The organism is Paenibacillus praedii, from assembly GCF_049725345.1.
Lineage (GTDB): Bacteria > Bacillota > Bacilli > Paenibacillales > Paenibacillaceae > Pristimantibacillus.
On sequence record NZ_JBMWAM010000004.1, the window covers coordinates 99,693 to 115,979 of the forward strand.

Sequence of the window (16,287 nt, forward strand, 5' to 3'; positions counted from 1 at the left end):
GGAATCTTTTGTCTAAACTGAAGGTAATGACGATTTTCGGGACGCGCCCGGAAGCGGTCAAGATGGCGCCGCTCGTGCTTGAGCTGCAAAAACGAGAGGAAGAGATTGAATCGATCGTTTGCGTGACGGCTCAGCATCGGCAAATGCTGGACCAGGTGCTTGATTTTTTTGAAATCCATCCGAACTATGATTTGAATGTGATGAAGGATCGTCAGACGCTGACTGAGACAACGGTTCGCGTCCTTGAAGGGCTCGATCCCGTGCTTGCGCAGGCGAAGCCGGATATTGTGCTCGTGCATGGCGATACGCAGACGACCTTTCTTGCAAGCTATGCTTCGTTCCTGAAGCAAATAAAGGTAGGCCATGTTGAGGCGGGCCTTCGTACCTGGAACAAGCTCTCTCCGTATCCGGAGGAAATGAATCGGCAGCTTGCGGGCGTGCTCTCTGATGTGCATTTCGCTCCGACAGAATGGTCGGCGAATAACCTGCGTAAAGAGAACAAGTCGGATGCTGCCATTTATGTGACTGGGAATACGGCTGCCGATGTTTTCCAATATACGGTGGATGAATCGTTCTCGCATCCGGTCATCGATTGGGCGAAAGGCAAGCGGATGATTCTGATGACCGCTCATCGCCGCGAAGCGCTAGGTGAGCCGCATCGGAATATATTCCGCGCGGTGAAACGAATTGCGGATGAGCATGAGGATGTAGCGATTGTATATGCCGTGCATCCGAACCCTGCTGTAAGAGAGCCTGCGAATGAGATTCTTGGAGATCATCCTCGGATTCGTCTGATTGAGCCGCTTGATGTGTTCGAGTTTCACAATTTCTACCCGCATGTGTACATGATTATGACTGATTCCGGCGGCTTGCAGGAGGAGGCTCCATCGTTCGGCGTGCCGACGCTGGTGCTTCGCGATACGACAGAACGGCCGGAGGGAATTGAAGCGGGCACACTAGAGCTGGTGGGCACCAATGAGGAACAGGTTTACAGCCGTGCCAAAGCTTTGCTGAACGATGCCCAGCTTTACGGCCGCATGAGCCAGGCAGCTAATCCTTATGGCGATGGACGCGCATCAGAGCGCATCGTAGATGCGATATTGCATCATTTTGGCAAACGAAGCGAACGTCCTGACGTGTTCACACAACGTTCATAGTTCACACTAAATCAGAGACCTGTCCCCAGAATATACAGCATACAGTAGTACTGTACGGTTATTGCGGCTCTAAATGCATATATATCAAGGGATTTTATCAATCTGTTCACGGAAATTTTGCAGTTATATCAATTGACAAACCTTACGCCGCTTCGATAAAATAAATGAGGATTGACAGGGGTATACGCCTATGAACAAAAAGAACAAAAGAGACAATCCGCTTATTGCCGCCGCTCTTGTCGGTGCAATGGGCATTCAGGTCGCTGTTTGTATCTTTTTCGGATATTGGTTCGGGTCATTCCTGGATAATCGCTTAGGCGATGGAAAGGGATGGACGATCGCAGGCATACTAGTCGGTCTGGCTGTCGGATTACTCTCAGCCATCCTGCTCGTGAAGAAGGTTATGGAGGATTCCGATGGATAAAATAATGAGGTCGGCCATACGCACAATCATCTACATGATGTCGGCTTGTCTCATTTTGTGGGCTGTTCTACCGGAATGGCAAACGGTAACACTTGGTCTAATGGTAGGCTTGGCGGCAAGTGCGATGAATGCGTTTTTATTAAAGCGCAGAGTGAATATGCTCGCACAAGCAACATTGGAAGAGGGTTCTCGGAAACGCGGTCTGGGATTTGGCAGCCGCATAGCGACGGTTCTGCTGGTGGCGATGCTTGCTTATCGTTATCCAGAGACTCTAAATATGCCTGCTGCATTAATTGGCAGTATGGTCATGCCGTTTGTGATTTTAGTTGCAGCAATTATTCACAATGTGAAAGAAAATAATAACGGAAAGGGGTGAAATAGTTATATGCATTTGTTTCCCATGGCGGAGTGGAATGGCATACGTTTCGATATCGCTGCGATTCTTGCGATTCTCGTTTCCGTTATTATCACGTTCGGAGTGGCAAGACTTGCCGTTCGCAACTTGTCGGTGGACAACCCAACCAAGATGCAGAACTTTATGGAATGGGCTGTAGAATTCATACATTCCACCATTGCAAGCTCGATGCCAGTCCATAAAGTAAGACCTTATCTGGCATTAGGGATGACGCTTATTATGTTCATCTTTATTTCCAACTTACTGGGACTGCCTTTGCTGATCGTTACGGACTTCCATGAAGCCTTTCCGGGTATCGGCATCACGCAAAGTTATCTTGATTCCCATGGCGGAGCAGCTCACGTTGCTTGGTGGAAATCCCCTACTGCGGACTTATCCGTGACAGCGGGTCTTGCGCTCATTGTGTTCGTTCTCGTTCATTATCTGGGGATGAGATTGAACAAAAAGCATTACTTGAAGCATTATTTCCATCCGTACCCGGTATTTTTGCCGGTAAACCTTATCGAGACGGTTGCAAAGCCGGTTACGTTGGCTCTTCGTCTATTCGCTAACATTTATGCGGGTGAGGTTCTAATCTCAACGATCATCATGCTTGGCTGGTTCGGTTTACCGTTCATGGTTGTATGGCAAGGCTTCAGTATTTTTATCGGAGCCATTCAAGCTTTCTTGTTTACAGTTCTTACAATGGTATACATCTCACAAGCAACAGTGCATGATGAGGAACACTAAGGTTACGCTTTAGCTCTAGAACGGCGGCATTGATAGCAATTCGTCGAATAGGAGCTAGACCGAATAGATATCACCAAATAAAATACATTTAATTCTGAGGAGGATTTTTCAAATGGAAGTATTGGCAGCAGCTATTGCAGTAGGTTTGGGCGCGATTGGCGCAGGTATTGGTAACGGTATGATCGTAAGTAAAACGGTTGAAGGTATCGCTCGTCAACCAGAACAAAAAGCCGCTCTTCAAACAACAATGTTTATCGGTGCCGGTATCGTCGAAGTTGTACCTATCATCGGCGTTGTTATCGGTTTCCTAGCATTCTTCAGCTAATAGGCAACATACACGACTGGCGGGGAAGGCCTAGCCCTCTTCGCCTTTGTTTTGATTAAAGGCCATTATGCAGGTTAAGAAAGGAGTGGCAGCTTTGGATTTTGTATGGTCATCGACGGTAATTACGATCATTGCATTCCTGCTTTTATACTGGGGTTTGAATAAATTTGCATTCGGACCTTTGTTCGGCGTGATGGAGAAGCGCAGACAGCTGGTGCTCGAGCAAATGAATACAGCGGAATCCAGCCGTAAGCAAGCAGAGCAAGCGATGTCAGAGCAGAAGGCGGCGCTTGATCAAGCCCGCAAGGAAGCTTATGAAATCATCGAGCAAGCGAGAGCAACAAGCACGAAACAAGCGGATGATATTGTTCTATCGGCTAAAAATGAAGCATCTCGTCTGAAAGATGATGCGGTCAAAGATATTGAGTCTGAGAAGAATAAAGCAATTGCAGCTCTCCGTACGGAGGTTGGCGATATTTCAGTCAAAATCGCTTCGAAAATTATGGAGAAGCAGGTTGACGAGAAATCGCAGGAGCAGTTGGTTAATCAATATCTGAAAGAAGTTGGCAGCAAATGAGCCGCGATACGGTCGTAGCGAAGCGCTACGCTAAAGCCTTGTTTGAACTAGCTTCCCAGCAGCAGGTTGTGGCCGAGGTTGAGGCTCAGCTGAAGCTGGTCGCCGAATCTATTGAACAGGATCAAGAGATTCAAAAGTTTTTATCCTTGCCTAACGTCGAAGCGGAGAAGAAAGCTGCTTTGCTAAAATCAGCTTTTGGTGATCATATCTCTGCGCTCGTGCTTAATACGTTGGAATTGCTTATTTCTCGCAGACGCCACGGTGTGATTGCTGCTGTTTATGCCGCTTACACGAAGATTGCCGGAGAAATGCTCGGTCAGGCGCATGCGACGGTTTATTCCGCCAAACGACTGTCTGAAGAAGAGCTTGCTGTGGTAGCAGCCCAGTTTGGACAATTGACCGGCAAAACAATTATCGCACAGCAAATCTTAGAGCCAGAATTGCTCGGCGGCGTGAAAGTACGCATTGGCGACCGTCTATATGACGGAAGCTTGTCCGGCAAGCTGGATCGTTTACAAAAATCGATTAAAATCTAATGCACTGTAGATAGGGGTGAACGAATTGAGTATCAGACCTGATGAAATCAGCACGCTGATTAAACAACAGATCGAACAATATAAATCCGAAATTCAAGTCGTAGACGTCGGCACTGTCATCAATGTCGGTGACGGTATCGCTCGCGTACACGGCCTTGAAAACGCGATGCAGGGCGAATTGCTCGAATTCGCTAACGGTGTTGTCGGTATGGCTTTGAACCTTGAGGAAAGCAATGTCGGTGTCGTTATCCTTGGACCTTACACAGACATCCGCGAGGGCGACCAAGTAAAACGTACTGGCCGCATCATGGAAGTACCTGTCGGCGAAGAGCTTCTTGGCCGCGTGGTTAATCCGCTTGGTCAGCCGCTTGACGGCAAAGGACCAATCAATACAACTCAATTCCGTGCGATTGAATCTCAAGCACCAGGCGTTATCGACCGTAAATCGGTTCATGAGCCAATGCAAACAGGTATCAAAGCAATCGACGCGATGGTACCGGTAGGCCGTGGTCAACGTGAGCTTATCATCGGTGACCGTCAAACGGGTAAAACAGCGATCGCGATCGATGCGATCATCAACCAAAAAGGCAACGGCGTGAAATGTATTTACGTTGCCGTTGGTCAAAAACAATCTACTGTAGCAAACGTTGTGGAAACTCTTCGCCGCCACGGCGCTCTTGAGTACACAATCGTCGTAACAGCAGGTGCTTCCGAGCCGGCTCCATTGCTCTTCCTGGCTCCTTACGCTGGTTGCACAATGGGCGAGTACTTCATGTACAAAGGCGAACACGTTCTAGTTATCTATGATGACTTATCGAAACAAGCAGCAGCTTACCGTGAGCTTTCACTCTTGCTTCGCCGTCCACCGGGTCGTGAAGCATACCCAGGTGACGTATTCTACCTGCACTCCCGTTTGCTTGAGCGCGCTGCTAAGCTAAGTGACGCTAGAGGCGGCGGTTCAATGACTGCATTGCCATTCATTGAGACACAAGCATCAGACGTATCAGCATACATTCCTACGAATGTTATCTCGATTACGGATGGTCAAATCTTCCTAGAAGCAGATCTATTCTATTCGGGTCAGCGTCCAGCGGTTAACGTTGGTATCTCCGTATCCCGTGTAGGTGGCTCCGCTCAAATTAAAGCGATGAAGAAGGTAGCGGGTACGCTCCGTCTGGATCTTGCGGCTTACCGCGAGCTTCAAGCGTTCTCGCAATTCGGCTCAGACCTTGATAAATCGACGCTAGCCCGTCTTAACCGCGGTGCGCGTACGATGGAAATTCTGAAGCAAGACGTTAACCAGCCGATGCCGGTTGAGAAGCAAGTTATCTCGATCTACTCTGCAGTTAAAGGTCATTTGGATGAGATTCCGGTTTCGGATATCCTTCGCTTTGAGAAAGAGTTCCATGCGTACCTGGATTCGAATAGCCCTGAAATCGGCCAATCGATCCGCGATACGAAGGATATTGTTGCTGATAACGAGAAAGCTCTCGTTGATGCAATCAATAAATTTAAGAAAAGCTTCTCCGTATCGGCATAAACAAGCGTAGACAGCTGTCGCCACTTCTGTGGCGAGGCTTGTGTTTCGCGGTGAAATATAAGCTTCGTGTACTGGTGAACCTTATACCGTCTTATATTTCAATATATGCCTACGCCCGTCCATAAAGTTCGGGCTTAGGCTACTTACTCCACCAACACCAGGCTTTGGAGCAGGTCCAAAGCAACAAAGGCGGGTGAAACCAAATGGCAAAAGGTATGCGCGATATTAAACGCGAAATCAAGAGTAAACAAAATACGAAGCAGATTACCAAGGCGATGGAGATGGTTGCCGCTTCCCGCTTAAGAAAAGCGCAGGAGGCAGCGCAAGCAGCGCGTCCGTACGCTGAGAAGCTGAAGGAAGTTGTAGCTAGCATCGCAGCCGGTACAAAAGATGTGAAGCATCCGATGCTGGAGACACGTCCGGTGAAGAAGACGGGTTATCTCGTTATTACTTCCGATCGTGGTCTTGCAGGCGGCTATAACGCGAACATTCTTCGTAAAGTAACGCAAACGATTCGTGAAAAACATAAGTCGAGCGATGAGTATGTGCTGTTCGTTATCGGACGGAAGGGTCGCGATTATTTCCGTCGCCGTAACATGCCCATCGTTGAGGAAGTGACTGGCTTGCCAGACGCACCGACTTTTGCTGACATCAAATCGGTTGCTTATTCCGCGGTTAAGAATTTCTCTGAAGGCGCGTATGATGAGCTTTACTTGTACTATAACGAATTCGTTAATGCGATTACTCAAATTCCGACAGCATTACGTTTATTGCCGCTTGAAGAAGTGGGTGGAAACGCATCTGTCACATCGTATGAATACGAGCCATCTCCAGAAGGCGTGCTTGAAGTGCTGCTGCCTAAATATGCGGAAACGCTCATTTATAGCGCGGTACTAGACGGTAAAGCAAGTGAGTTTGGCGCACGTATGACTGCCATGGGAAGCGCAACGAAAAATGCGACGAAGATCATTAACCAATTGACACTCACTTACAATAGAGCGCGTCAAGCGGCGATTACGCAGGAAATTTCTGAAATCGTTGCAGGGGCAAATGCTCAATCGTAACCTATACACTGCAAGGGCTAGGCGCTTGTGATAAGCTGACCGGCGTGCAGTAACAAGAAGGAACCAGGAGGGAAAACCATGAAAAAAGGACACGTAGTATCCGTCATGGGTCCGGTCGTAGACTTAGAGTTCGAACGCGGCAATTTGCCGGAAATTTTGAACGCTGTCAAAATCGAGCAAAAGGGCGAAGCAGGCGGCATTGATATTAACTTGACGCTTGAAGTAGCCGTTCACCTCGGTGACAATAAGGTACGTGCCGTAGCTATGAGTACGACAGACGGTCTTGTACGCGGTATGATCGCTGTAGATACAGGCGCACCAATCACCATTCCGGTTGGGGCTCCAACTCTTGGCCGTGTATTTAACGTACTTGGCCAACCAATTGACGAAGCTGGCGATGCTACATCGGCAATTAACCTTCCGATTCACCGCGCGGCACCTGCTTTCGACGAATTGTCCACGCAAGCGGAAATTCTTGAGACAGGCATTAAAGTAATCGATCTTCTCGCTCCATACGCAAAAGGCGGTAAAATCGGCCTCTTCGGCGGCGCGGGCGTAGGTAAAACGGTTACGATTCAAGAGCTGATCAACAACATCGCACAAGAGCACGGCGGTATTTCCGTATTCGCTGGCGTTGGTGAGCGTACTCGTGAAGGTAATGACCTTTACCACGAGATGAAAGACTCCGGCGTACTTAGCAAAACAGCGATGGTATTCGGACAAATGAACGAGCCGCCAGGCGCACGTCAACGTGTTGCTTTGACGGGTCTGACTATGGCTGAATATTTCCGTGACGAAGAAGGCAAAGACGTTCTATTGTTCGTCGATAACATCTTCCGTTTCACGCAAGCAGGCTCCGAGGTTTCTGCCCTTCTAGGCCGTATGCCTTCCGCGGTAGGTTATCAGCCAACGCTGGCAACTGAAATGGGTCAACTGCAAGAACGTATCACGTCGACGAAAAAAGGCTCGGTTACTTCAATCCAAGCGATCTACGTACCTGCCGATGACTACACGGATCCGGCTCCTGCTACGACTTTTGCCCACTTGGACGCAACGACGAACCTTGAGCGTAAAATCTCTGAGATGGGTATCTTCCCTGCGGTAGATCCGCTCGCATCGTCTTCCCGTATCCTAAGCCCTTCGGTTTTGGGTGAAGAGCACTATAACGTGGCTCAAGGCGTTAAGAAAATTCTGCAGCGCTACAAAGAGCTTCAAGATATTATCGCGATCCTTGGTATGGACGAGCTGAGCGAAGAAGATAAATTGACCGTGTCTCGCGCACGTAAAATTCAACTCTTCCTGTCACAACCGTTCCACGTTGCTGAGCCATTCACAGGTATTAAAGGTAAATATGTACCTGTTAAAGAATCCGTTCGCAGCTTCAAAGAAATTCTCGAGGGCAAACATGACGACCTTCCGGAAGAAGCTTTCCGATATGTTGGTGTGATTGAAGAAGCCGTGGAGAAAGCCAAAACGCTTTAATAGCGAAAGGCGGGAGGAATCCACATGAGTACCTTTTTGGTAGAAATCGTAACTCCAGAGCGTAAAGTATACGCGGAGACTGCGAACATGGTTAGCGTAACAGGCATTGAAGGTGAGCTTGGTATTATGCCAAATCATATTCCGCTCGTAACGCCGCTTCGCATCGCTCCAGTGGTCATTAAACGCGATGGAAAAGTAGATGTTGTTGCGGTAAACGGCGGCTTCGTTGAAGTACGCAAGGATAAGGTTATTATCCTTGCTGAGAGCGCGGAGATCGCTGCCAATATCAATATTGAACGTGCTGAAGCTGCTAAACAGCGTGCTCAGCAGCGTCTTGCGGCTAAGCGTGATGAGGTTGATTATCGCCGCGCAGAGCTGGCTCTGCAGCGCGCTATGAACCGAATAAACACGAAGCAGAAATAATTGAATAAGGAGCATCGTTCCCGCTAACCATGCAGGAACGGTGCTTTTTTTAAATTTATCAACGTATTTCTAGTGGTGATGAAATTGTAATCGATGTTGCGAGCCGCTCGAAGACAGGTTATCTCTCATCTAATATTCGTATTTAAAGATACATTTGACGAAAAATCCGTCATTATGTGTCTTTTTTTGATGAATTCATTAATATTCAGTATTAAGGTGTGTAAATTGTATGTTATTATAATTTACATATAAATAGGTATATTGGCAGGGGGAAGGGAACATGTTTGACTGGTTAGGGATGAAGGCAGGATTGCCGCTTTGGGTCTCATGGCATCTTAACAAGGATCTTAAGGAGGATGTCGAGCAAAGCTTCGAAGGGATTGCAGAAACACGCAAGGAGCTATTGGACGCCTGGGCAAAAGATTATTGGAATCATATGGATCGACTGGCTGAGCAAGTGTCAGGGGTGCTTGTACCGGGAGAGAGGGTTAGCAGCGCCTCCGCACAACTCAATATTGAACGCTTGTTTGAGAGAGCTTATGCGAGAGCCATTGATTTTACTGAAATTTTCCTCCTGGATGAGGGACACAACGTTGTCATCTCAACGAATATGTCTCACAAAGGAACGGCCTACCTGTCAATCAGCTGCCTGCAAAAGGGGCTAGCGTATTCAAATCAGAAAGGCAAACTGCAGAAATGTTTATTCGGGCCTTACAGCGATCCTGTCACATTGCAGCTCGGACCGCGCTCTTCTTCTTTTCACGACAAAATGACATTAATGTTCCTGCTTCCTCTTCAAATAGAAGGGGAATTTGTCGGAACGTTATGCGGACGAGTGCCAAACGATGTGTTAGGTGATTTAATACAACGTGAATCCGGTCATGTTTATCCGGATTCCGGAGACAACTATTTATTTATGGCGAAGGCTGCTTTAAATACACATATCGAGCCGGGCACCGCCTTATCGCGCAGCCGCTTCGAAGATCAGACCTTCACACATGGCGAGAATCTGAAGGACGGCGTTACGACCGATTGGGGTAAGGTGTCAATTCGGGAGCATACAGAGCTTGAAATTATGTTCACTGATCCGGCAACTGGCCAATTGCACCCAGGTGTAGCGAATACGATACGTAACGGCAGTAATCTGTTTGTCGAATTTCCGGGCTATTCGGATTATCGTCACATCCCGGTTATCGGGAAAGGAGTAACCTTCCAGCTTCCGCATTGTCCGGACATGTGGGGCATGATGTGCGAAGGCGATTTAGAGGAGGTGTACCGCATCCGAAGCATTGGCTGGAGACAACGCAAGCTGCAGTTGATCGCTGTATTAAGCTTAAGTATGCTGACTGCGCTGCTTGTTGTGCTTATTGCGATGAATGCTTCTCCGTGGGTTACAGCAGCGGCAGCGGGAGGCTTTAATTTATTATTCGGTTTGCTATACAGCGGGGCGTTCCAGAAGAAGGAATCGAAGCGTGTCGTTCAGCATTTACGCAAAATAAACAGCTTTATACGAATGAATGCGGAAGGTAAAGGTGATTTGACGCAGCGGCTGACGCTCAGCGAATTCGACAATGATGAATCAAAGGAGCTTGCGAAATGGATAAACAATATGATCGATTCCTTAGAGGGCATTATGATCAAGGTGCAGCAGGCTTCGACAGATGTGTTATCCAGTCAATTTGTGCTTAATGAATCGGCTGCCGTAACGGCCGCATCCACTGAGCGGGTTAGTGAAAAGGTCAATGACATGATCGGCAGCATCAGGCTGCAGCTAAAGGATATTGATATGGCCAAGGACGCAGCTGGTGATATGCGTTCGACGCTGCGGCTAATCGAAGAGCAGGCAGCCGAGCAAATCGCGGTCGCCAAAACCGAGGTGGATCGAATCGGTGACAAGATGCACCATATCTCTGCGAAGGTTGGCGAAACAAACGAAACGATTCATAAATTTATGGAGACGGTGCAGGAAATCCAAGGCGTCCTTCAAGTCATTGAACAGATATCGGCGCAGACGCATTTGCTGGCGCTTAATGCTTCTATAGAAGCGGCAAGGGTCGGTGAGCAAGGAAGAGGCTTTGCCGTTGTCGCTTCGGAAATTCGCAAGCTTTCCGATATGACCAAGAAGTCGACCGAGGAGGTACACGCGATTACAGGCCACATCTATAATGATGCGAAGCAGGCCTATGCTTCTATGGATGAGGGAACACGGGTTGTAGATGAAGGGAATCAGCTCGTGGCTGCAGCGGCAAGCATTCTTGCGGCAGCGCATGCGGATGAGCTGCGCAAGACGCAGGTCGTCGACGAGGTTGTCCAGCTCATGGAGAAAATTGCATTGGTCAGCCGAGAAAACCGGAGAGTGTCTTCAGATGTGGAGGGGAACATGCAGGAGCTCATTGGTGAAATGACCAATGTACGGCAAACATCCCAAGGGGTAGAATCGATTACGACACTGCTGCAGCAGCTTGTCGGACAATTCAAGCTGACGGAATCACGAATGAGATGACCATGAAGAGCCGCGGGTATCATTGAGAAAATGGACCTGCGGCTTTGCTGTTCCGCGGGACAAGCAGCCATCTCCAGCATGCCTAACTCCGTCATAGACGACTGTGGAAGCATTTGTTATAATTGTGAGGAAAATTGACCAAGCGGCAACGGTCCGTACCAATTCTATTGACGGAGGCGATTGTGTGGAGAACTACGCCAATAACTATGTCGTCGTGGCTATTTTTATTTTTTTGGGAATTATGCTGCCGGTTGTTGCTTTGACTGTAGGCCGGCTGCTGCGGCCGAATAAGCCGACAGCGTCCAAGCAAACCACTTACGAGAGCGGCAATTTGCCCGTAGGTGAAGGACAGATCCGTTTTAACATCAGGTATTACCTATTTGCATTAATGTTTGTTATTTTTGATGTAGAAACCGTTTTCCTATATCCGTGGGCCGTTGCATATAATAAGCTCGGCTTATTTGTGCTCGTAGAAATGTTGATTTTTGCCAGCATGCTGCTCATTGGTTTGTTATATGCCTGGAAGAAGAAGGTGCTCAAATGGAATTCAGTTTAGAGTCGATTTCACTGGAAGAACGCAAAGAACTGGAACGGAATGTTTTTATGGGCACGCTCGAGCAATTGAAGGCTTGGGCAAGAAGCAACTCCTTATGGCCGCTAACCTTCGGGCTCGCTTGCTGCGCGATCGAGATGATGGGGACGGGTGCCTCCCATTATGATTTAGACCGCTTTGGCGTGATGTTCCGTACATCGCCGCGCCAGTCTGACGTCATGATCGTAGCCGGTACGGTAACGAAGAAAATGGGACCGCTGCTCCGTCGCTTATACGACCAAATGCCGGAGCCGAAATGGGTAATTGCGATGGGCTCCTGCGCTACTGCGGGCGGGCCGTATATTAAGTCGTATGCGGTTATTAAAGGCGTGGATCAGATCGTGCCTGTAGATGTGTATATTCCTGGCTGCCCGCCTAATCCTGCCGCGCTCATATACGGCATAAATAAGCTGCAAGAGAAGATTCGCTACGAGGCGAAAACCGGGAAGCGGGTGACCGGCAGATGAGCGAGGAGAAGAAAGAAGAGAAAGCGCTTACGGATACGCCTGTCGACCCAGAGCGGGAGGCCAAGCTAAAGGCAGCGGCGGAAGCGCGAGCAGCACGAGCGGCTGCGAAGGAAAAGGCTGATGCCGAAGCGGCGGAAGCGCCGCCGCCACCGAAGCAGCCGTCACCGAAGCAGCCTGAGCTGGACGCCATCACGGCACTGCTCAAGGAGCAGCTTGCGGAGGGAGCGGTGGAGGATGCCTATGTCAATGAGCTGAACGGTGATATGCCGACCCTCGTTGTGAGCAATGCGCATTGGCGCGATGCCGCCAGGCTGTTTAAGCAGCACGAGCAGCTGCAATTCAACTACTTGCGGAATATATCGGGCGTCGATTATGAGACGCATATGGAAGTGGTTTATCATATGGTATCGCTAAGCAGTAAGCGTGAGGCTGCCGTTAAGGTGAAGACGGAGAGGGAGAACGCCTCTGTTTATTCCGTGACACCGGTCTGGGCGACAGCGAATTGGAACGAACGTGAAATCTACGATTTGCTTGGCATCGATTTCTCTGGACATCCTGATCTGCGACGCATTATGATGTCGGATGATTGGGTCGGGCATCCGCTTCGCAAGGACTATGAACCGTTAGACTCGGAGGTGTAAGCAGCCCTTGATCCGTACAGAAGAGCTACTCTTAAACGTTGGTCCTCAGCATCCCAGCACGCATGGTGTATTCCGTATCGTCGTTAAGCTTGATGGAGAAGTCATTACCGAGGCGACGCCGGTCATGGGGTATTTGCATAGAGGCACTGAGAAGATCGCGGAAAACTTGAATTTCACGCAAATTATTCCTTATACGGATCGGATGGATTATGTTTCGGCCATGACGAACAACTATGTGCTTGTTCATGCGGTTGAGACCATGATGGGGCTTGAGGTGCCGCAGCGCGCTGAATTTCTCCGGCTGATTGTGATGGAGCTGCAGCGCGTAGCAAGTCATTTGGTATGGTGGGGAACGTATTTGCTCGATATTGGGGCGATGAGCCCGTTCCTGTATGCGTTCCGCGACAGGGAAATGATTATCGATTTGTTTAATGAGCTGTGCGGCGCGAGATTGACTTATAACTATATGCGTGTTGGAGGCGTCAAATGGGATGCTCCACCAGGCTGGATGGATAAGGTGAGCGACTTTATTCCGTATATGGAGAAGAAGCTGGAGGAGTACGACAGACTGGTCAGCGGCAATGAAATTTTTCTTGCCCGGATCAGAGGAGTCGGTCAATACGATGCGGCGACCGCGATCGATTACGGCTTGTCAGGCGCAAATCTTCGCTGCACAGGTGTCGATTGGGACCTCCGCAAAGCGGAGCCGTACAGCTTATACAGCCAATTTGAATTCGACGTGCCGCTCGGACAAAAGGGCGATTGCTATGATCGTTACCGGATTCGGCTCGAGGAAATCAGGCAAAGCCTGCGCATTCTGAAGCAGGCAGTCCAGCAGTTTCCGAATAACGGCGAAACAATGGGCAAGGTGCCGAGGGTGATCAGGCCGCCGGCAGGCGAGGTTTATGTTCGTATTGAGTCACCGCGCGGCGAAATCGGCTGCCACATCGTCTCGAAAGGAAAGGCTGAGCCGTATCGGCTGAAGTTCCGCAGGCCATCCTTCGTGAATTTGCAAATCTTGCCGAAGCTGCTGGTCGGTGAAACGATGACGAATCTCATTACGATTCTGGGCGGCATCGATATTGTCGTCGGGGAGGTCGATTGCTGATGCCATGGCTGAGTGAACCGCTCACATGGGGCAATGCGCTTGTACTGTTTTTGTGGGCGGTCGTCTTTCTATTCATCGTGCTTGGCTTCGTGACTTACGCAATTTATTTCGAACGCAAGGTTATTGGCTGGATGCAGTTGCGTATCGGTCCTAATCGGGTAGGGCCGCTGGGACTGTTCCAAACGGTTGCAGATATATTAAAATTGCTTCTTAAGGAAGATACGATTCCGCGCAAGGCGGATAGGATGCTGTTCATTCTTGCTCCGGTGCTTGCGTACATCCCTGCCTTCTCCGTGCTGGCGGTGCTTCCTTATACGCAAAATCTTTATTTCGCCGATTTGAATGTCGGGTTGCTCTATTATGTGGCGTTGTCAGGCATTTCGACGCTTGCGATTGTGCTTGGAGGATGGGCTTCGAATAACAAATACGCCTTGCTCGGCGGTATGCGCTCGGCGGCGCAAATGATCAGCTATGAGGTGCCGCTCGTTATATCGGTGGTCGGTGTAGTGATGCTCAGCGGCAGCCTGAATCTGCGCGATATTGTGGCGGCGCAGGATGGGGGCTGGTTTTGGAATTGGAACTTCCTTCCCCAAATTATCGGGTTCGTCGTCTTTATCATTGCGGCGGTCTCAGAGCTCAACCGTACGCCATTCGATTTGCCGGAGGCGGAGTCGGAGCTTGTTGCGGGCTATCATGTCGAGTACAGCGGGTTTCGATTCGCGTTCTTCATGCTTACAGAATACGTGTATGTGTATGCGATTGCTGCGCTTACGACAGTACTGTTCCTGGGAGGCTGGCATGCGCCGGCACCGTTTCTCGATTTTGTTCCGGGAATCATTTGGTTTCTGCTTAAGTTTGCGTTTATCGTGTTTTTCCTCTTTTGGATTCGGGCGACCTTCCCGCGCGTACGCGTTGATCAGTTAATGGGGCTTGGCTGGAAGGTGCTGCTGCCGGTTGCGCTGCTGAACGTGTTTCTGACCGCTGCCTATTTGGAGCTGTTTATCAAAAGATAGCAAAGGGGCGAGCAACATGAACGGATTGATTAAAGGATTAGGCGTAACACTCAAATCGATGACGGAGCCTAAAGTGACAACTTCTTACCCTGACGTGCCATTTAACATGCCGGATCGATTCCGCGGCATTCAGCATTTCATTCCAGATTTGTGTATCGTCTGCAACCAATGCGCGCGTATTTGTCCGACCGATTGCATCACGCTGACAGGCAAGCCGAACCCGGATCCGGACAAAAAGGGGAAGGTTATCGACACGTTTGATATTAATTTTGAAATATGCATTTTGTGCGACCTGTGCACTGAGGTTTGTCCGACTGAGGCGATTGTGATGACGAATCACTTTGAGCTGTCGACGTTTAGCCGCGATGATTTATTTAAGGATGTAGAATGGCTGACGAATAATAACACGCTCGTACGGGAGGACAATAACAACATCGGCGCGCCGGCCAAAGGAGGCGGCAAATAGTTGTTCAATATTGATTTTACAGGCGAGTTTGTCGCTTTCTTTATTATATCGGCGATTATGATTTGCGGAGCCGTGCTGATGGTTAGCCTGGAGAAGGTCGTTCATATGGTTATTTCAATGGCGGCCGTGTTTCTTGGCCTCGCCGGGATGTTCGTTCTGCTGGAAGCGGAATTCGTAGCCTTCGTCCAGGTGCTTATTTATGCAGGGGCGGTTTCGATTCTTATGATCTTCGGCATTATGATGACGAATCATCAGCCCGGCGAGAGGGAGAAGGCGAAGCCGCTGCATGAGGCACTGGCGCTGGTGGCCGCATTAAGCGTGTTTGGTCTATTATTTTATGCGATTCGCACGACGACGTTCCCGGAGCCGAAGTCCTTTCAGGCGGGCGAAGACAATACGATGGCAATCGGCGAGCTGTTGTATACCGGCTATGTACTGCCGTTCGAGCTGCTGTCGGTGCTGCTGACCGTTGCTTTTATCGGGGCGATCGTGTTGGCGAAGAAGGAGGCGGATTGATCGGATGCTTCCCTCCTATTTAACAATGGCGGCGATATTGTTCTGTATCGGGCTTTATGGCGCATTAGTGAAACGAAATGCGATTGTCGTGCTGCTCTCGCTCGAGCTGATGCTAAATGCGGTCAATTTGAATTTGATTGCGTTCTCGAAGTATGGCGTTGTCCCGTCGCTGACTGGACAAATTTTTTCTATTTTTACGATTACAGTCGCTGCTGCCGAAGCTGCGATTGGGGTAGCGTTACTCATTGCGTTATTCCGTATGCGCGGAACGGTTAATGTCGATGAATTAGACAAAATGAGGAGGTAGCG

At 49.2% G+C, this 16,287-nt stretch carries 20 protein-coding genes; all 20 read left to right on the plus strand.

Annotated elements, in window-relative coordinates:
- Window positions 1-8 precede the first annotated feature (8 nt).
- The 20 genes from wecB to nuoK all read left to right on the plus strand — a co-directional run bounded on the left by wecB (window position 9) and on the right by nuoK (window position 16,285).
- The gene (gene wecB, locus ACO9K6_RS05805; RefSeq protein ID WP_424766596.1) at window positions 9-1,157 is read left to right on the plus strand and encodes a non-hydrolyzing UDP-N-acetylglucosamine 2-epimerase; all 1,149 of its coding nucleotides are present in this window, start codon (window positions 9-11) and stop codon (window positions 1,155-1,157) included.
- Between the two features lie 190 nt (window positions 1,158-1,347).
- Window positions 1,348-1,581: an AtpZ/AtpI family protein gene (locus tag ACO9K6_RS05810; RefSeq protein WP_424766597.1), complete on the plus strand. Its 234-nt coding sequence runs from the start codon at window positions 1,348-1,350 to the stop codon at window positions 1,579-1,581.
- Window positions 1,574-1,957, plus strand: coding sequence for an ATP synthase subunit I (locus tag ACO9K6_RS05815; RefSeq protein ID WP_424766598.1), 384 nt, complete (start codon window positions 1,574-1,576; stop codon window positions 1,955-1,957). The genes ACO9K6_RS05810 and ACO9K6_RS05815 overlap by 8 nt, the downstream gene beginning before the upstream one ends.
- A gap of 9 nt (window positions 1,958-1,966) precedes the next feature.
- Complete coding sequence (gene atpB / locus ACO9K6_RS05820; RefSeq protein WP_424766599.1) at window positions 1,967-2,725, plus strand: F0F1 ATP synthase subunit A; 759 nt, start codon at window positions 1,967-1,969, stop codon at window positions 2,723-2,725.
- Between the two features lie 112 nt (window positions 2,726-2,837).
- Complete coding sequence (gene atpE, locus ACO9K6_RS05825) at window positions 2,838-3,050, plus strand: F0F1 ATP synthase subunit C (RefSeq protein WP_028608302.1); 213 nt, start codon at window positions 2,838-2,840, stop codon at window positions 3,048-3,050.
- Window positions 3,051-3,144: 94 nt separating this feature from the next.
- Window positions 3,145-3,627 (plus strand): F0F1 ATP synthase subunit B, encoded by a 483-nt coding sequence (gene atpF / locus ACO9K6_RS05830; RefSeq protein WP_424766600.1) that lies wholly within the window; start codon window positions 3,145-3,147, stop codon window positions 3,625-3,627.
- The gene (locus tag ACO9K6_RS05835) at window positions 3,624-4,163 is read left to right on the plus strand and encodes a F0F1 ATP synthase subunit delta (protein WP_424766601.1); all 540 of its coding nucleotides are present in this window, start codon (window positions 3,624-3,626) and stop codon (window positions 4,161-4,163) included. The genes atpF and ACO9K6_RS05835 overlap by 4 nt, the downstream gene beginning before the upstream one ends.
- 25 nt (window positions 4,164-4,188) lie before the next feature.
- Window positions 4,189-5,703: a F0F1 ATP synthase subunit alpha gene (gene atpA, locus ACO9K6_RS05840; RefSeq protein ID WP_424766602.1), complete on the plus strand. Its 1,515-nt coding sequence runs from the start codon at window positions 4,189-4,191 to the stop codon at window positions 5,701-5,703.
- 203 nt (window positions 5,704-5,906) lie between these two features.
- On the plus strand, window positions 5,907-6,767 hold the full coding sequence (atpG, locus tag ACO9K6_RS05845) for an ATP synthase F1 subunit gamma (protein WP_424766603.1): 861 nt from the start codon (window positions 5,907-5,909) through the stop codon (window positions 6,765-6,767).
- A 78-nt stretch (window positions 6,768-6,845) separates the two neighbouring features.
- A complete protein-coding gene (gene atpD / locus ACO9K6_RS05850; protein ID WP_424766604.1) occupies window positions 6,846-8,249 on the plus strand; it encodes a F0F1 ATP synthase subunit beta in 1,404 nt (467 codons plus the stop codon).
- 24 nt (window positions 8,250-8,273) lie between these two features.
- Window positions 8,274-8,672 (plus strand): F0F1 ATP synthase subunit epsilon, encoded by a 399-nt coding sequence (locus tag ACO9K6_RS05855; protein ID WP_424766605.1) that lies wholly within the window; start codon window positions 8,274-8,276, stop codon window positions 8,670-8,672.
- Window positions 8,673-8,952: 280 nt separating this feature from the next.
- Complete coding sequence (locus ACO9K6_RS05860; RefSeq protein WP_424766606.1) at window positions 8,953-11,175, plus strand: methyl-accepting chemotaxis protein; 2,223 nt, start codon at window positions 8,953-8,955, stop codon at window positions 11,173-11,175.
- A gap of 241 nt (window positions 11,176-11,416) precedes the next feature.
- Window positions 11,417-11,731, plus strand: coding sequence for an NADH-quinone oxidoreductase subunit A (locus ACO9K6_RS05865; RefSeq protein WP_424766696.1), 315 nt, complete (start codon window positions 11,417-11,419; stop codon window positions 11,729-11,731).
- Window positions 11,716-12,234, plus strand: a complete 519-nt coding sequence (locus ACO9K6_RS05870) for a NuoB/complex I 20 kDa subunit family protein (RefSeq protein WP_028608290.1) — start codon at window positions 11,716-11,718, stop codon at window positions 12,232-12,234. The genes ACO9K6_RS05865 and ACO9K6_RS05870 overlap by 16 nt, the downstream gene beginning before the upstream one ends.
- On the plus strand, window positions 12,231-12,875 hold the full coding sequence (locus ACO9K6_RS05875; protein WP_424766607.1) for an NADH-quinone oxidoreductase subunit C: 645 nt from the start codon (window positions 12,231-12,233) through the stop codon (window positions 12,873-12,875). Before ACO9K6_RS05870 ends, ACO9K6_RS05875 begins: the two co-directional genes overlap by 4 nt.
- A 7-nt stretch (window positions 12,876-12,882) precedes the next feature.
- A complete protein-coding gene (locus ACO9K6_RS05880) occupies window positions 12,883-13,983 on the plus strand; it encodes an NADH-quinone oxidoreductase subunit D (protein WP_424766608.1) in 1,101 nt (366 codons plus the stop codon).
- A complete protein-coding gene (nuoH, locus tag ACO9K6_RS05885) occupies window positions 13,983-14,996 on the plus strand; it encodes an NADH-quinone oxidoreductase subunit NuoH (protein WP_424766609.1) in 1,014 nt (337 codons plus the stop codon). Before ACO9K6_RS05880 ends, nuoH begins: the two co-directional genes overlap by 1 nt.
- Window positions 14,997-15,012: 16 nt before the next feature.
- On the plus strand, window positions 15,013-15,462 hold the full coding sequence (nuoI, locus tag ACO9K6_RS05890) for an NADH-quinone oxidoreductase subunit NuoI (protein WP_424766610.1): 450 nt from the start codon (window positions 15,013-15,015) through the stop codon (window positions 15,460-15,462).
- Window positions 15,463-15,978, plus strand: coding sequence for an NADH-quinone oxidoreductase subunit J (locus ACO9K6_RS05895; RefSeq protein WP_424766611.1), 516 nt, complete (start codon window positions 15,463-15,465; stop codon window positions 15,976-15,978). It abuts the gene before it with no gap.
- A 4-nt stretch (window positions 15,979-15,982) separates the two neighbouring features.
- Window positions 15,983-16,285 carry an NADH-quinone oxidoreductase subunit NuoK gene (nuoK, locus tag ACO9K6_RS05900; RefSeq protein ID WP_424766612.1) on the plus strand — a complete coding sequence of 101 codons (303 nt, stop codon included), beginning with the start codon at window positions 15,983-15,985 and terminating at the stop codon, window positions 16,283-16,285.
- The last annotated feature ends 2 nt before the right edge of the window (window positions 16,286-16,287 follow it).

What these genes read in the sequence shown, in the direction of transcription:
- ACO9K6_RS05810 (WP_424766597.1), top strand. Translation starts at nt 1,348, where the DNA reads ATGAACAAAAAGAACAAAAGAGACAATCCGCTTATTGCCGCCGCTCTT.
- ACO9K6_RS05815 (WP_424766598.1), top strand. Translation starts at nt 1,574, where the DNA reads ATGGATAAAATAATGAGGTCGGCCATACGCACAATCATCTACATGATG.
- atpB (WP_424766599.1), top strand. Translation starts at nt 1,967, where the DNA reads ATGCATTTGTTTCCCATGGCGGAGTGGAATGGCATACGTTTCGATATC.
- atpE (WP_028608302.1), top strand. Translation starts at nt 2,838, where the DNA reads ATGGAAGTATTGGCAGCAGCTATTGCAGTAGGTTTGGGCGCGATTGGC.
- ACO9K6_RS05835 (WP_424766601.1), top strand. Translation starts at nt 3,624, where the DNA reads ATGAGCCGCGATACGGTCGTAGCGAAGCGCTACGCTAAAGCCTTGTTT.
- atpG (WP_424766603.1), top strand. Translation starts at nt 5,907, where the DNA reads ATGGCAAAAGGTATGCGCGATATTAAACGCGAAATCAAGAGTAAACAA.
- atpD (WP_424766604.1), top strand. Translation starts at nt 6,846, where the DNA reads ATGAAAAAAGGACACGTAGTATCCGTCATGGGTCCGGTCGTAGACTTA.
- ACO9K6_RS05855 (WP_424766605.1), top strand. Translation starts at nt 8,274, where the DNA reads ATGAGTACCTTTTTGGTAGAAATCGTAACTCCAGAGCGTAAAGTATAC.
- ACO9K6_RS05860 (WP_424766606.1), top strand. Translation starts at nt 8,953, where the DNA reads ATGTTTGACTGGTTAGGGATGAAGGCAGGATTGCCGCTTTGGGTCTCA.
- ACO9K6_RS05865 (WP_424766696.1), top strand. Translation starts at nt 11,417, where the DNA reads ATGCTGCCGGTTGTTGCTTTGACTGTAGGCCGGCTGCTGCGGCCGAAT.
- ACO9K6_RS05870 (WP_028608290.1), top strand. Translation starts at nt 11,716, where the DNA reads ATGGAATTCAGTTTAGAGTCGATTTCACTGGAAGAACGCAAAGAACTG.
- ACO9K6_RS05875 (WP_424766607.1), top strand. Translation starts at nt 12,231, where the DNA reads ATGAGCGAGGAGAAGAAAGAAGAGAAAGCGCTTACGGATACGCCTGTC.
- nuoH (WP_424766609.1), top strand. Translation starts at nt 13,983, where the DNA reads ATGCCATGGCTGAGTGAACCGCTCACATGGGGCAATGCGCTTGTACTG.
- nuoI (WP_424766610.1), top strand. Translation starts at nt 15,013, where the DNA reads ATGAACGGATTGATTAAAGGATTAGGCGTAACACTCAAATCGATGACG.
- nuoK (WP_424766612.1), top strand. Translation starts at nt 15,983, where the DNA reads ATGCTTCCCTCCTATTTAACAATGGCGGCGATATTGTTCTGTATCGGG.